This window comes from Limnothrix redekei LRLZ20PSL1 (assembly GCF_043235035.1).
Taxonomy (GTDB): Bacteria; Cyanobacteriota; Cyanobacteriia; order CACIAM-69d; family CACIAM-69d; genus CACIAM-69d.
On the sequence record NZ_JAZAQF010000028.1, the window covers coordinates 113,462 to 128,252 of the forward strand.

At 52.1% G+C, this 14,791-nt stretch carries 11 protein-coding genes; 3 read left to right on the plus strand and 8 right to left on the minus strand.

The genetic code is table 11. The features are described 5' to 3' along the window. Positions 1-77: 77 nt before the first annotated feature. The 3 genes from VPK24_RS05045 to VPK24_RS05055 form a co-directional block, all read right to left on the minus strand. The gene (locus VPK24_RS05045; RefSeq protein WP_393011005.1) at positions 78-719 is read right to left on the minus strand and encodes a hypothetical protein; all 642 of its coding nucleotides are present in this window, start codon (positions 717-719) and stop codon (positions 78-80) included. 124 nt (positions 720-843) lie between these two features. Next, positions 844-1,491 carry a hypothetical protein gene (locus VPK24_RS05050; RefSeq protein ID WP_190531069.1) on the minus strand — a complete coding sequence of 216 codons (648 nt, stop codon included), beginning with the start codon at positions 1,489-1,491 and terminating at the stop codon, positions 844-846. 87 nt (positions 1,492-1,578) lie between these two features. Then, positions 1,579-2,649, minus strand: a complete 1,071-nt coding sequence (locus VPK24_RS05055; protein WP_393011006.1) for a DUF262 domain-containing protein — start codon at positions 2,647-2,649, stop codon at positions 1,579-1,581. Between the two features lie 156 nt (positions 2,650-2,805). On the opposite strand from VPK24_RS05055, the gene VPK24_RS05060 reads away from it, so the two are divergent. After that, positions 2,806-4,347 carry a DUF2079 domain-containing protein gene (locus tag VPK24_RS05060; RefSeq protein WP_393011007.1) on the plus strand — a complete coding sequence of 514 codons (1,542 nt, stop codon included), beginning with the start codon at positions 2,806-2,808 and terminating at the stop codon, positions 4,345-4,347. A gap of 117 nt (positions 4,348-4,464) precedes the next feature. Continuing rightward, positions 4,465-6,429, plus strand: a complete 1,965-nt coding sequence (locus tag VPK24_RS05065) for an FAD-dependent oxidoreductase (RefSeq protein ID WP_393011008.1) — start codon at positions 4,465-4,467, stop codon at positions 6,427-6,429. A 15-nt stretch (positions 6,430-6,444) separates the two neighbouring features. Here the strand turns inward: VPK24_RS05065 and VPK24_RS05070 are convergent, their stop codons facing one another. From VPK24_RS05070 to VPK24_RS05080, 3 genes are all read right to left on the minus strand, one after another. Continuing rightward, a complete protein-coding gene (locus VPK24_RS05070) occupies positions 6,445-7,884 on the minus strand; it encodes a sensor histidine kinase (RefSeq protein WP_393011009.1) in 1,440 nt (479 codons plus the stop codon). Between the two features lie 432 nt (positions 7,885-8,316). Further along, positions 8,317-10,905, minus strand: a complete 2,589-nt coding sequence (locus VPK24_RS05075) for a glycogen/starch/alpha-glucan phosphorylase (protein ID WP_393011203.1) — start codon at positions 10,903-10,905, stop codon at positions 8,317-8,319. Positions 10,906-11,141: 236 nt separating this feature from the next. Then, a complete protein-coding gene (locus tag VPK24_RS05080) occupies positions 11,142-11,348 on the minus strand; it encodes a hypothetical protein (RefSeq protein WP_393011010.1) in 207 nt (68 codons plus the stop codon). A 291-nt stretch (positions 11,349-11,639) separates the two neighbouring features. On the opposite strand from VPK24_RS05080, the gene VPK24_RS05085 reads away from it, so the two are divergent. Then, positions 11,640-12,317 carry a vWA domain-containing protein gene (locus tag VPK24_RS05085; protein ID WP_393011011.1) on the plus strand — a complete coding sequence of 226 codons (678 nt, stop codon included), beginning with the start codon at positions 11,640-11,642 and terminating at the stop codon, positions 12,315-12,317. A gap of 273 nt (positions 12,318-12,590) precedes the next feature. On the opposite strand, the gene VPK24_RS05090 is transcribed toward VPK24_RS05085, so the two are convergent. Both VPK24_RS05090 and VPK24_RS05095 read right to left on the minus strand, forming a co-directional pair. Next, complete coding sequence (locus VPK24_RS05090) at positions 12,591-13,511, minus strand: NF038130 family PEP-CTERM protein (RefSeq protein WP_393011012.1); 921 nt, start codon at positions 13,509-13,511, stop codon at positions 12,591-12,593. 635 nt (positions 13,512-14,146) lie between these two features. Beyond that, entirely contained in the window at positions 14,147-14,683 is a 537-nt protein-coding gene (locus tag VPK24_RS05095; RefSeq protein WP_393011013.1) for an adenine phosphoribosyltransferase, read from the minus strand. Positions 14,684-14,791: the final 108 nt, after the last annotated feature.

Genomic DNA, 14,791 nt, shown 5'->3' on the forward strand with positions numbered 1-14,791 from the left:
AATTTTTCCCAGCATATCGCAACTATCTTGGGAAAGTAATTAAGATTAGTTGATGAGCCATCATAGACAATTTTCAATTACTGAATGTAGCCTGTTTTGGCTTGGAGGGCATAGCTGCGAATCACCGAATTTTGCGTGCTGGGATGCTTCAGCCACTTTTCCAAAATAGCCACTGCTTGTTTATTATTCAGTGACCAATGCCCTAATCCGTGAATAGCAGAAACGATCGCATTGCCGTTTTTGCTATATAGGGATTCGCTCATAACTTCTAACCCTGCTTGGATGACAGATGGGGCAGTATAACCAGGATGCAGCACAAAAAGATCCCAGAACATGTAGCACAAATAAGATAGCCGATCTCCCTTGGGGGTAGAACCAATCACCTGGATTGATTTATCTGAAACAAAGCAGTATCGATCGAAGTAATGGCGATAAAGATACTTGAGATTTTTAACCCCTTGAACAATTCTCGGCTCCGGTGACTCCAAGTAGCAGAGGGGAAAGTCACTACAACTATTTGAAAAAATGTAGTTCAGGCCAAAGCCAATTTGAGCCGGGGAAGCTTTTTGGTGAATTTCCGAATCGACTAGCAATCGGTCAATGAAATCAAAGGCTTGATGGCGCGGCATCGTATATATTTCAGGACTCAGCTCTGTAAAAGTTGGATTGGCCCTTGCGGGTTGTCCAAAGAGTTGATCGCGCCATTGTTGATAATTCATGGGCTGAATTGGTCTTGAGCGATGGGGCGGCGGCTCGATCGATTCTAGCCATTGCCGCCACTGCATGTGACTATCATGATGAATATTCGCTGTGAAGATTTGAGGTTGACTTTAATTCGGTGAGTTACTCGCAACATAGTTTTTGAGCTATTCTTCGTAGCTCGGTGATATAAAATTCGTACCTTGTAATATCAATGCGCTCTCTCCTGCTGTGGACACCAGCTAGAAATCCTGCAGGTGTTCTTTCTGAAGTAGGCAATGATCTAGATTGAATAACCTTTTTATGAAAAGTTTTTGTACTTTGAGGGCTTTTGTGTGCTATTGCATTACGAATTGCATTGCATTGGCTTAAATGATCAACGTCACGTTTATCTAGATTTGTAAATGGATACCCATCCCGGACGAAGAAAATCTTGGCTCTTTCCTGTGTTCTTTCGTAGGGTAACCAATCTATATATTTCCCAGAGGTTGAGCCTGAAACGATGTCACGGGCAACTGCGTAACTACGAATCAGCAATCTAGGCTTAATGCCTGATCTGGAAGTTCTTAGTCCTTGGCTTTTTCCTTGAACGAGAAGACCTAAGAATAAATCTTCCAAAAGACTTTCAAATCGAATATGTGCATTTAAAAATAGTCCCTCATAGGCAACGTGAAGAGCCTTGCGATCAATAATCCGTTGTTGGGCAAGACTGACAAACTTCTTTCTGGTTTTATCAATTGTTTGCTGCTGTTTCTCAAAAGACAGAAACAGATCTTGATCACTTTTCCTCATCGGATAAATTTTCTTTCAAGAACCGAAACTCAACTCTTCGACTGTCAGCACTGCCAGTAGTTGTGGTGGTGCTACGTAAGCTCTTCGCTATTTTAAATTTTCTTTCAAGAACTCAAATCGAACTCTTCGACTGTCAGCAGTCGTAGTAGCACCACGCAAGCTCTTTGCGACTTCAGCCGAGTATTGTTTATTGTCATAGATGACGTTTGCTTGTTCTAGGTGATCCCGCAGACCAGAAAGAGAAGTTCGTGACTTAGAGGTTGATAGTTGGCTTTCTAGACCAAATTTAGTGTCATAACAAAACAGAAAAAATGGGTAGAACCAAGAGGCAGTCTTGCATACGAATGTGTGCTTAATGAGTTCCCCAAATTCATCATCAATTTCATCCATTATCAAGCGAAAACGATTTTCAAATAAGTCTTGATGTGGGAAGATTTCATCATAATCTTCATAAGTTTGATTGAGTGATTTTTGATCCTTTCGAGTAATCTTTCCCAAGATAATACTCTGCAAAATATCACTAACCTCTTCAACTTCTCTCATTCGAGCAATTTCAGACTCTGAAAATAGTCCCCATTTTCTCCATCGATTGAGCTGCTCATATGCTAATTGATAGACAGATTGTTTAAAAGCACCATGATACTGAGCATTTCTTAGCTCCTGAGAATTTAGCGAAACGCCTGTCGAGTTCATTCTTGCAAAGATTCTTAAAACCTCGCTATCCTCTGTATCACTGGGTAAGATGTCAACGCTAAATTGATAGTCAAGAATAGATTGTTTAATTGAATTAGGAAGCTCAGAAAAAAGCTTCCCGGCAATCTGGTCATTGTGTATTTTCTTGACCAGAAAACCATCTTTTTTTGAGTCCAGCATGGGGAGTGATGGATCTACAAAAGATAAAACTGCTCGTAATCGCTGTTGACCATCTACAACTTCGCGCTCTACTTTGAGATTTTTGATATTAGTTCTTGTTCTGATCAGAATCACTGGAATAGGTAAATTCCGAACAACTGTGTCAATGAGAAAGGACTTCTCGCTAGGGTTCCAGACAGAGCGCCTCTGAAAATTGGGACTTAAAATTAAGCTTCCATCGCGCCCCCAGCCATAGAAGTCTCCAACCGTAAATACTGTTTTCTGTACGTGACGAAAATTGGACATTTATTTTCTGTACTTTACCTTGGCAGCTTTGAATAGTATCGCAAAAATATAGCGATTTTCCAAGGCTAGAAACTGCAGAGCTGACCTCATGACTGATCCCGGTAAGGTGTCTGATACCGTTACTGTGTCCGGGCGGTGGTAGGCTGTTGGCGATTTGTGCCGCAGGAACCCGAGATGCGATCGCCCCGCTGGACACCTATAACCTGGATCTCTAACTGGATCGCCACCACAGAGATTACCGGTTGGTTTCGATCGATCCCCCGATCGCTCTGGTGGTCGGTGGGCATTTGGGCGATCGTGCTGTTGGTTTGCAGCGTGGTGCGCCATGAACTGCTGCAATCCACGGCCTTTGATTTGGCAATTTATGACCAAGTGGCCTACCTGATGGGGCGCGGCGAAATGCCGTTTTCCACCGTGTCGGACATGCACCACATGGGTAACCATGCGGCCTACAGCTTCTTTGGGGTGGGGCTGCTCTACGCCATTTTTCCCAACATTTACTGGCTGTTTTTGGTGCAGGCGATCGGGCTGGCGGCGGGGGCGATCCCCGCTTGGGCCCTGGCCAAACAGGCGGGGCTGAATCCGGGCCAATCCCTGGCGATCGCCTGGGCCTATTTGCTCTATCCCGTGGTGTTCAATGTCAATTTGTTTGACTTCCACCCGGAGGTGATGGGGATCGCAGGGTTGCTGGGGGCGATTTGGCTGGGGCGAGCCAACCGGCCGATCGCCCTGGCGTTGGTGTTGGTCTGGGTGATGGGCTGCAAGGCGGTGCTGTCGATTACGGTGGCGGCCATGGGCGCTTGGTTGTTGCTGCTCGATCGCAAGCGGTGGCCCGGGCTGGTGGCGCTGGGGATGGGGGTCGGTTGGTTTGTGGTAGTGAACCAGGCCGTGATCCCCGCTTTTAATCATGGCCTGAGCCACGATGCGATCGGGCGATATGCTTACTTGGGTTCCAGTGTTTCGGAAGCGGCGTTGAATCTGTTCCTGAAGCCACAACTGGTGCTGGGGAAACTGTTCTCAGGGGAAACGCTGATCTATTTGCTGCTGATCTTGGGGCCGTTGCTGCCTTGGTTCGGGGGTGGCCGGCTGCGGGCTTGGGCAGCGGCGGCTCCGGCGATCGGGCTGAATGCCCTATCCACGGTGGCCGAGCAGCGGGATTTGGTGCATCAATATTCCCTGCCAATTTTGCCGTTTTTGCTGGTGGCGGCGATCGATAGCTTGGCGCAGGGACGCTGGGATTGGCTCGATCGCCTGGGATCAATGGGCGATCGGCTACGGAGTTGGATCGCCAGCGGACGGGCCATTTGGGTTTGGTCACTGATTGGCTTTTTAGCCCTGGCTAAATTCGGCTATTTTGGCTCCATTTATTTGGCGGAACTGGACACTTGGTCGGACAGTCGCGCGGCGATCACCTTGATCCAAACCCAGGAACGATTGATCCCCGCCAATCAACGAGGCGGCATTCTCACCACCGCCGATCTGGGGCCCCACCTCAGCCACCGGAAAGTGTTGCGCCAAACGATCGCCACCGCACCGCCGCCCAACTGGGCCGAATACGATTGGGTGTTGCTGAACCTGAAACATCCGGGTTGGGGCAGTACCCATGAGTTTGCTCAATCATTGGATCGGGAATTGCGATCGAATCCGGCCTACAAAATCGCTTTCGATCGCGGTGGGATCGTCCTCTTTCAGCGCTAGCCTAGTACGAGCGCATCGCAAGTCAGCATTAGTTTCTGTAATTTCTGTGATTTTCGCGGGCGATCGCACCCTTTTCCATCCCCCTCGCCTTTTGGCAACCAAGGATAAGACGGCAACATGCAGCGACTGATTGGGTTGTGGCAACGGTTTGGACAAGTGACCCTGGGACTAGGGGTCGTCGCTGCGGGTGTAATCCTGGCCGCATTCGATCGCCCCGATGCCATCAACTCACAGTTGCCACCGCCGGACGATCTGCAACCCCTCAGCGTCACCCCTGGCCCCGCCAAGGACTTGGCCAACGAATTACGGATCACGGCTTCTTTTGGCAGCAATGGTCGGCCCTCGTTGTCGCCCCTGCCCCAGGCCCAAGAGGTTTGGCAATGTGAAGTGGTGGTGGTGGGCGGATCCTTGGGGGGCGTGGGGGCCGCCGTCCATGCCATGCAATCGGGCGCACGAACCTGCGTGATTGAGGTGTCGCCCTGGATTGGAGGGCAAATTAGCACCCAAGGCGTGTCCGCGATCGATGAATCGGCGGACATGATTTTGGCCGGGAACCTTTCGGAAAGCTGGAAAGCCTTTAAATCCCGCATCTATCGCCAACCGGTCAAGATTCCACGCTGGGCCGATCGCAATCAACCGATCAAAACCGTGCGCGAGGTGGATAGCTGCTGGGTTGGTTCCCTATGCTTTCCTGCTTCGGCCGGCGATGTGGCCGCGCGCGAGGCGTTGGCCGCGGCTGCCCAATTGGCTCCTGGCAGCCGCTGGAGCAGTGCCACGGCCTTCAAGGGCGCGGCTTTTGATGCAACAGGCCGCAATATTACGGCCATCTACGCAGTGCGGCGCACGCCTCGGGCGGACTATGTGCCCTCGGGGCGCTTGTCTCAGGAACTGCCGGCTTGGTATTCCTGGAACAGTGACGACACGTTTCGGAAAACACCCATTCGCCTAGAACCAGTGCCGGGCAAGCGATTCACGGTGATTGATGCCACGGATACCGGCGAGCTGGTGGCCTGGGCCCGTGTGCCACACCGGTTGGGATCCGAATCGCGCCGCACCCTGGGTGAGCCGAATGCGGCCAACTGGGATAACCCCCAATGTACTCAGGCTTTCACCTTCCCCTTTGTGGTGGCGATCGCCAATGATGAGGGCCGCAGCCTGAAGCAACTGGGTCAACTGCAACCTACCTTCCCCAAGCACGAGCACCAACGCACCTTTTCCCTCTGGGGCTTTCCACCCTTTCTCGATCGCAGCTTTTTCAAATATCGGCGGATCGTGAGTATGCGGCTGGATAACCGAATTACCGGTAAGCCCAGCCCTGGGGACATGGCCATGATCAATTGGGGCTATGGCAATAACTGGAATCTGATGAACCCGCCTTTGATCCTGACGGGCGATCGGCTGATGGATACGGATCAGTACCGCAACTGGATGGGCGGCGTTTCCACGGAAGCCTTGCACCATGGCGAGGAGCGGGCGCTCATTTTTTCAGAATGGGTGCTGAAAACCCTGGCCACAAAAGAATTTCCCCTGATGCATTTGGCGGGGCCCAACACGCCGATGGGGACGCGATCGGGCTTGAGCCTGATGCCCTATATCCGCGAGGGGCGACGCATTTTGGGCCGCAGTGCCTATCGCCAAAATGCCTTCATGATTCGGGAAAACGACGTGCATCGGGGTATTGAGAATATGCGCGACTTTTCCGCCACCTCGATCGCCATGGTGCATTACGACATTGATATCCAGGGCTGTGCCTATCGCAACTGGGAAGACCCCGGCGAGGCCACCAACGCCAGTGCGGATATTGCCCATGTGCGCCCGGTGGCTGTCCCGATCGAGGCGCTTATTCCTCGGGGCGTGGATAATCTGTTGATTGGTGGCAAGGCGATCGCCGTTTCCCACATTGTGAACGGGGTCACCCGCATTCACTACAGCGAATGGAGTTCGGGGGCCGCTGCTGGTTCGATCGCCGGTTGGTTGCACCGGCAACCCAAGAGTTTAATTGCGGCTGAAATTGTGCCCCAAAATCGGTTTTCCTTGGTGCGTGAACATATGAAAGCCCAAGGATTGCGCTGGTGGTGGTAAGCACAAAACAGCGCCTTAGGACGTGAATGAACCTGGGGGCGGTGTTACGGGAATGCGAATGAGGAAAGTGCTGCCCTCGCCGGGTTCAGAGGTGCAAATTAGTTCGCCCTGATGGCGATCGACAATGATTTGATAGCTGACGGAAAGGCCTAAACCCGTGCCTTTCCCGATCGGCTTGGTGGTGAAAAAGGGATCAAAAATATGCTCCATCGTTTTGGAATTCATGCCCAAACCACTGTCCGTGATTTGCACCTCAACCCAATTTTGATCGCATAGGCGCGTGCTGACCTGAATACTGTAGGGAATTGCATCGCCGGAACGAGGGTGCATCAATCCCCGCTTGAGCTGCTGGTGATAGTCCTCGATCGCATCAACCGCATTCACCAAAATATTCATAAACACCTGGTTCATATTGCCCGAATAGCACATTACATTGGGCAGCGAACCATATTGCCGCAAGACTTGAATTTCAGGGCGATCGTCGTGGGCTTTCAAACGATGACCCAAAATGGTCAGCGCACTGTCTAAGCCATCATGCAGATTGGCTAATTTCAACTCTGCTTCATCCAAGCGTGAAAACGTGCGCAATGATTTCACGATTCCACAAATCCGGTGAGTACCCAACTTCATGGAATTCAAAATATCCAAGAGGTCGGACTTCATGAAGTCCAAATCAATTTCTTCAATTTTGGTGGCAATTTCTGGCGTTGGCTGGGGATAGCTTTTGCGATATAGCTCCACCAACTGCACCAGTTCTTTCGTGTAGGTTTGGGCAGGACTGATATTCGCCGCAATGAAATTCAAGGGGTTATTAATTTCGTGGGCAACGCCCGCCACCATTTGCCCCAGGCTCGACATTTTTTCCTGTTGCACAATTTGCGCCTGGGCCGCCTTCAAATCCGCCAGGGCTTTTTGTAGCTCCTCGTTCCGTTGCCGCAGGGCCAGTTCTGACGCTTGCAGGGCCTCTTCAATGCGCTTGCGATCGGTAATGTCCGTGCGCACTGACAAATAGCGCACGGGTTTTCCGCGCTGACTCACAATTGGCACAATGATGGTGTAAACCCAATATTCAGATCCATCCTTGGCGCGATTTTTAATTTCACCGCGCCAGATTTTTCCCCGCGAAATGGTTTGCCACAGTTCCGTGAAAAATTCCGCAGAGTGATGGCCAGAGTTCAGAATTCGATGATTCTGCCCCATCAGTTCCGAGAGTTCATATTTTGAAAGCTTGCAAAAATAATCATTGGCATAAATGATCTGACCCTTGTGATCGGTAATGGCCACGATCGCTGTCCGATCGATCGCATATTCCCAATCGCCCAACCAAGCGTCAAAGGTTTTATCATCCCCTTCTGCTTTTCCACCCAGACTATTAGTATTTTGGAGGTCATGAAATGCATTTGCGTTGATATTAAACGCAGTAGCATTATTGGCAGCATTATTATTAGTAATCATGACTGATTCCTGAGAACAGTGCGAATTAATATCCAATGACCGAGCCTCGTTTTTAGGAAAGAGAGTGCAGAATAGGTGACGAGCAGTGTAATTAATGCTACAAGGCAGGTCTTGATAATGTTCGGACGATGTAATTAACGCTACAAGTCAGATATGGATAGAATTGGATCGATGTGCTGAAAGGGCTTGAACTGACTGTATTTGATGAAAACTATGAATGTCGATTATTTTAATGAACAATTAATAGGAGATCATTAGGAGATCATACTGATTTTCTCTATGAATATTTCTTGTTCTATTTGAACTTTGTTTAAATCTTTGGTTTCAAATTTGGATTCTATTCCCATAGGCATAAAACGACAAAACACCGCCAAATCTTGCGATCGGGCGGTGTTTGGGTAGGGAAGATCTTGAGGAGATCAGTGGGCTAAGCTAGGTGTTGTTGCTGACCTTCAGCCCGGCATTGGATTGGGAATAGGTTTCCAGGGACACGGGCACGGGCGACACATGCCAAATATCGCGGCAATATTCCCGAATGGTGCGATCGCTGGAGAAGCGACCCATCCGCACGGAATTGAGAATTGAGGCCTTTGTCCACCAGTCCCGATCGCGATAGGCCTGATCCACCTTGCTTTGGGCTTCAGCATAGGCACGGTAGTCCGCCAAGACCATGTACTCATCCCGATAGAGCAGGGCATCAAGCAGGGGGCGGAACAGCTCCCGATCGCCCCGGCTGAATTGTCCCTCGGCGATCGCATTCAAGACCCCTTGAATTTCCGGATCACCGTAGTAGTAGCCCATGGGATCGTAGCCTTCGGCCTTGAGGGCCACCACTTCCGCTTCCGTGAGTCCAAACAGGAAGAAGTTTTCGGGCCCCACGGCTTCGCGAATTTCGATGTTTGCCCCATCCAATGTCCCGATCGTCAGGGCCCCGTTGAGCGCAAACTTCATATTTCCCGTGCCAGATGCTTCCTTGCCCGCCGTGGAAATTTGCTCCGACAAATCCGCCGCCGGATAGATGCGCTGGCCCAAGGATACGGAATAGTTGGCCACAAAGGCCACCTGCAACCGCCGGGCGATCGAGGTGTCGTTGTTCACCACCTCTGCTACACCGTTGATCAATCGGATGATCAGCTTGGCCAGGTAATAGCCAGGAGCCGCCTTGCCCGCAAAGATAAACACCCGAGGATGCAAATCCATGCTGGGATTTTGCTTGATCTGTTGGTAGAGCGAGATCACGTACAAGATATCTAGCAGTTGCCGCTTGTATTCGTGAATTCGCTTCACCTGGGTGTCGAAAATGGCTCGGGGATCCACTTCCAAATCGTTGTACAGCAACAGATAGTCCGCCAGTTCCCGCTTGTTGGCCTGTTTGATTTCGGCCCAGCGGTGTTGGAATTCGAGATCATCCGCCAACGGCTCCAGAGATTGCAACAACTCCAGATCCTTGACCCAGCGATCGTCCCCAATTTTTTCCGTAAACAGCTTGGACAGCCGAGGATTGGCCAACAGCAGCCAACGGCGGGGCGTTACGCCATTGGTCTTGTTCTGGAACTTTTCGGGCCAGAAGGTGTAGAAGTCGTTGAGGACATGCTTTTGCAGCAAGTCCGTGTGTAGGGCTGCAACCCCGTTGATCGCATGGCTGCCAACGCAGGCCAGATGGGCCATCCGCACCATCCGCTCTGGATTTTCTTGAATCAAAGACATCCGACCGGCGCGGGCTTCGTCGTGGGGATATTGCAGCCGCACTTCGTCTAAGAATCGCTGGTTGATTTCGTAGATGATTTCCAAGTGGCGGGGCAAGAGCCGCTCAAACAGGTTGACGGGCCAACGCTCCAGGGCTTCCATCAACAGGGTGTGATTGGTGTAGGCCAAACATTGGCGGGTGACGTGCCAAGCGCGGTTCCAACCCAGATCGTAGCGATCGATCAGTAACCGCATCAGTTCGGCCACGGCGATCGCGGGGTGGGTGTCGTTGAGCTGAATGGCAATGCTTTCGTGCAGGTATTCCAGACCCCGCCGCTGATCGCGCCGGTAGCGGTTGATTGCGTCTTGCAGGGAGCAGCTCACGAAGAAGTATTGCTGCTCAAAGCGCAGTTGCTTCCCTTGGGCCGTGTTGTCGTTGGGGTAAAGCACCTTGGAGATGTTTTCCGACAAGATTTGGTCGGCCACGGCTCCGGTGTAGTCACCCCGATCGAACACTTGGAAATTAAACTCTTCACTGGCGCTGGCTTTCCACAGGCGCAGGGTGCTGACGGTGTTGTTGTTGTACCCCGCGATCGGCACATCGTGGGGCGTGCCCAAAATGCGTCGGGCCGGAACCCAGCGACAACGACCATGGCCATGCTCGTCCACATACTGTTCCGTGTGTCCTCCAAAGCCCACTTCCACGGTTAATTCCGGGTGACGAATTTCCCAGGGATTCCCGAACCGCAGCCATTTATCGGGCCGCTCCACCTGGGCCCCATCTTCGATCCGCTGATCAAAGATGCCAAATTCGTAGCGGATACCGTAGCCGATCGCCGGGATCTCTAAGGTGGCTAGTGAATCCAAAAAGCAAGCCGCCAGCCGACCCAAACCGCCGTTGCCCAGCCCCGGTTCTGGCTCCAATTCCAACAAGTGATTAAAGTCTAAGCCCGCTTCCGTAACCACCTGCTTGGCTTTTTCGTACATCCCCAGATTGAGCATGGTTTTGCCCAACTGTCGCCCCAGCAAAAATTCTGCTGACAGGTAACAGACCGTCTTCACGTCCTGTTGCATGTAGGCGGTGTTGCTGGCGATCCAGCGGTGTAACAGTCGATCGCGCACCGTGTAGGCCAGCGCCATGTAGTAGTCAAAGGGCGTGGCGGTGAGTTCGTTTTTGCCTTGGATGTAGTACAGGTTGTCGGCAAAGGCGCGCCGCAACGTGTCAGGGGCCATCCCGGTGCGATCGTCCTCCACGTGAACGGTAATCGGGCAGTAGTTTCCCTGAATGTCAAATGATTCCGTGTAATTCGAGAGCGGTTGTCCGGTAGAGGTCATAGGGGCGGCGGTGGGTAAAGAAATCAGGTGAGAGGCCGAATGGTTGTGGGGGCCAAGGGGACGATCGGGCATGGGCAGGGAGCCGGAACGGGCCCTGGCACTGTCCAAGGTTCAAGGGAAAATGTGCTTGATCCCGATCGTAGCGATCCCCACCGGATATCCAAACTGCCTATCAACTCAATCAACCAGTGCAGTGAATCAAACCTTTGGGGTATCAACCTTCGGAAATCTCAATCTTAGGAAATCTCAATCGTGGTGATCGGGTGTGGTGATCGGGTGTGGTGATCGGGGTTCCCGATCGAGGCCTGGATTAACCAGGGCGATCGAACAGGGCGATCGAACAGAGCGATCGGGTCGGAGGAGTCACTGGCGCTGGCTGACTGTTTTCTAACTGGATTGATGTTGTCTAATTGAGTTAGTTGATTGTGGCCAGTGGAACCCATCACCCCAAACCGGGTCTAGGGAAAAATAACACCCAAAAGCCGGGTCGGGGAAACCCAATGGCGCATGGGGAGCAGTTGATAACTGAAGTTATTGGCTTGGGTTATGACCCCACTCCTCAAACAAATGATGCGGATCAGGCCTTGGGATGCACTCTAACCTCGTCTTGCTTGGAAAACTAGAGCTGTGGTCAGCTCTGGCAGTCCGCAGGGAGTCAGCGGTTGATCATCCTCAGGTTGAGTCCTAGTCTAGCCGAGTCATTTTCGTCGCTTCCGTCGTGTCTAGAAGTTTTAATGGTGTCTGGAAATTTTGACTTTGAAGAGGCGATCGCCTTCGCAGAAAACCCAGAGCCGCGCTGCCCTTGCGTGCTGCTGCTGGATGTCTCAACCTCCATGCAGGGCGCGCCTTTAACCGCTCTGGAAGCTGGCTTGCAAGCTTTCCAGGCTGATCTCAACGGCGACTCCCTAGCAGCTAAACGGGTGGAAGTGGCGATCGCAACCTTTGCCGATCGGGTGGAAGTGCTTCAAGACTTTGTGACGGCCGATAGTTTTGAAGCGCCTCGGCTCCGAGCCGGCGGCATGACCTACATGGGGGCTGCAATCCATGCGGCCTTGGATTTGCTGCGCGATCGTAAAGCCCAGTATCGCAGCAATGGCGTGGCTTACTACCGTCCTTGGATTTTCTTAATTACTGACGGTGCGCCCAGTGATGATGCGGAAGTACTCGGATCCGCTGCCACCCGAATTCGTGACGAAGAAGCCCGCAAAGCACTCGCCTTTTTTGCCGTGGGTGTCGAAGGTGCAGACATGGAGCGACTGGGATCCCTCACGGTGCGATCGCCCCTGAAGCTCAAAGGTCTCAGTTTCCAAGAGCTGTTTCTGTGGCTTTCGGCCAGTATGCAGCAAGTGTCTCGATCGCGCCCCGGTGAACAGGTTCCCCTCCCTTCCCCCACGGGTTGGAGCGAAGTTTAGCGATCGTCAACTGGGCAAATTCAATATCAGTCAGTACTGGTCAATATTGGTCAGTACTGACTGTTCAATCCTCTTTAGGCTGGGGAGGATGTCAATACTCAATTCAGATTGCCAACCACAGTCAAAATCAGCGATCCCAGACCCGATCGCTGATCCCCGAGAATCAAAACCAGACTCAAAACAAGTCTCACAGCGAATGGGGGGCGATACCCAATTCATGGCATCACCCCCCATTTTTCAGCTCAATTTTCAAGAGCGACTTTCTGAGGCGAATTAGGCGCGGTTCTGGCGACGCTTCAGCGCCACCCAGCTACCCACCGCAGCCAAACCAACCATCAAAGACGGCTCCGGTGTGGCGGCCGGCGGTTCCGGCAACTTGCCTTGGAACTGCACCAGATAAGTCCCATTGTGGGACTTACCATCACCCGCTTCCACCTGTCCAGAAGCGATCCCCTGACCACCGTAACGGACAGCTTCTTGGCCATCGTAAAGCACCTTGACCAGCTCGCTGGCTTGCAGCTTCACCCCTTGGGTTTCCAGGGCCTTGATGGCGTTGCCGTACTGAACTTTTTGGATGTTCGTCAGAGTTTTGCTGGTAGCAATCAGCCCCGACACAATATTGGTCACATCCATATGACCCGCTAGACCCACCGAAATCATCCCGCTTACCAGATTTTGGTTAACAAAGGCGATGTTTGGGTCACTCAGCCTGGCCAAAGCGGCGTTGGCTTCCGTCGTGTTCGAGGTGAAATAACCAACCGCTTCTGACAGCAAGCCACCGGTCAAAATGCTGCTAATGCCGTTTTGGGCAGCCACATCCGTCAGCCAAGCTTGGGTGAATTGGGCTGTCCAGTCGGATTTGACCAGGCTGCGGAACTCAATGGCTTGACCGTTCAGAGTGCCAGTGAGGGTGCTGTAGGTACCGCTCAGGAACTTGGCTAGACCGGGCGCAGTTTCGCTGTCTGCGAATAGCTCAACGTTGCCACCCGGCGCGGTCGAATCCCCTTGTAGGGCAGTACCGAGGTTGCTGTTATCGCACAGAAAGGTGTTGGTGCCGTTCGAGCAATACACCAGGATATTGCCGGTGGTGCTAGCACCCTGGAGGCTGGCGGCGAGGGCTGGTGCTCCGGCAAACAACCCCACGCTAGCAGCCATTGAGGCGCTTACAACCAGTTTGGGGAAAAGTCCAACCATGTTTTCGACTCCAACAGTCTTGAGCTAACTTGGGCTAAAAATTTTGGGCTTGTTTTCAAGGAGCACCCAGCTAGGACGCGCTTGGCTTGGCGCTGGTCAGTCATCAGGGCTTTGAGCGCACTGGGCTGACTTAACCTGCTACTGATGTAATCCTATGGGAAGGATAAGGACGATTAGGTAAAGACTGGATAAAGTTGCGCAAATGGTTCTTAAGGAGTTGATGAAGTTCTGCTGAAAGCTTCGATGATTGATCTTGATTATGCCTTTGGATGAGCCTCTGAGATTGATCTCTTGAATCGTTGATCTCGATCACACATCAGATGCTCGAATTGATCGAGCAAAATGAGTTTGCGGAAAAAGCAGCGCTAAATGAATTGCTCCAAGGCAAATTGGGAAAATAAAGCTGCTAATACGCATCTCAATCAAGTCACCAGGAATGATTAAGAGTCACCAATCGGAGTTCATCCCAATTGGTCACAGCAAATCAACATCTTTGCTCAAGGAACCGATCTTTAGTTACCAATCTCCCGCTCAACTAACCATTACGGATTCAGGGGCTAGTCACGGGGCTGAGGAACCCAATTGAGCAACCGGCTGATCAATGCACCGATCGATAGCGCTGATCCATGCACTGATTAATAAACCAGCACCGATCGAACCGGCACGTCGGGCAGGCGATCGCGCCCCTTCAGGTCTTGTAGTTCAATCAAAAAGCCATAGCCCACCAGGGTTGCTTCAATTTGCTGGATCAGTTGCCCAGCGGCGGCAGCAGTGCCCCCGGTGGCAATTACGTCATCCACCACCAACACCCGTGAACCGGGGCTGATCGCATCTTGGTGAATTTCCAGGCGATCGCGCCCATATTCCAAGTCATATTCCACACCATGGGTGGCGGCGGGGAGTTTGCCCGGTTTGCGCAGGGGCACAAAGCCCACCCCCAAGGCCAACGCCAAGGCTGGGCCGAACAGAAATCCGCGCGCTTCGATGCCGGCCACAAAGTCCGGGCGCAGGTCATGGCAGCGATCGTGTAGGTCATCCACGGCCTGTTGCAGACCATCCCGATCGCGCAGGAGGGTTGTAATATCACGGAAAACAATTCCGGGCTGCGGAAAATCAGGAATAGCACGAACCAGACGATGCAAATCCGTCGGCTGGGATTGGGGCGTGGTCATCTGAGTTTTCTCCAGGAAATTGCCTAAAACTGCTTAAACTGGTGGGGATCATTCGGCGGAATCAGTGCGGAATTCCGTGCGAAGTTCCGTGCGAAGTTTAGTGCGAAA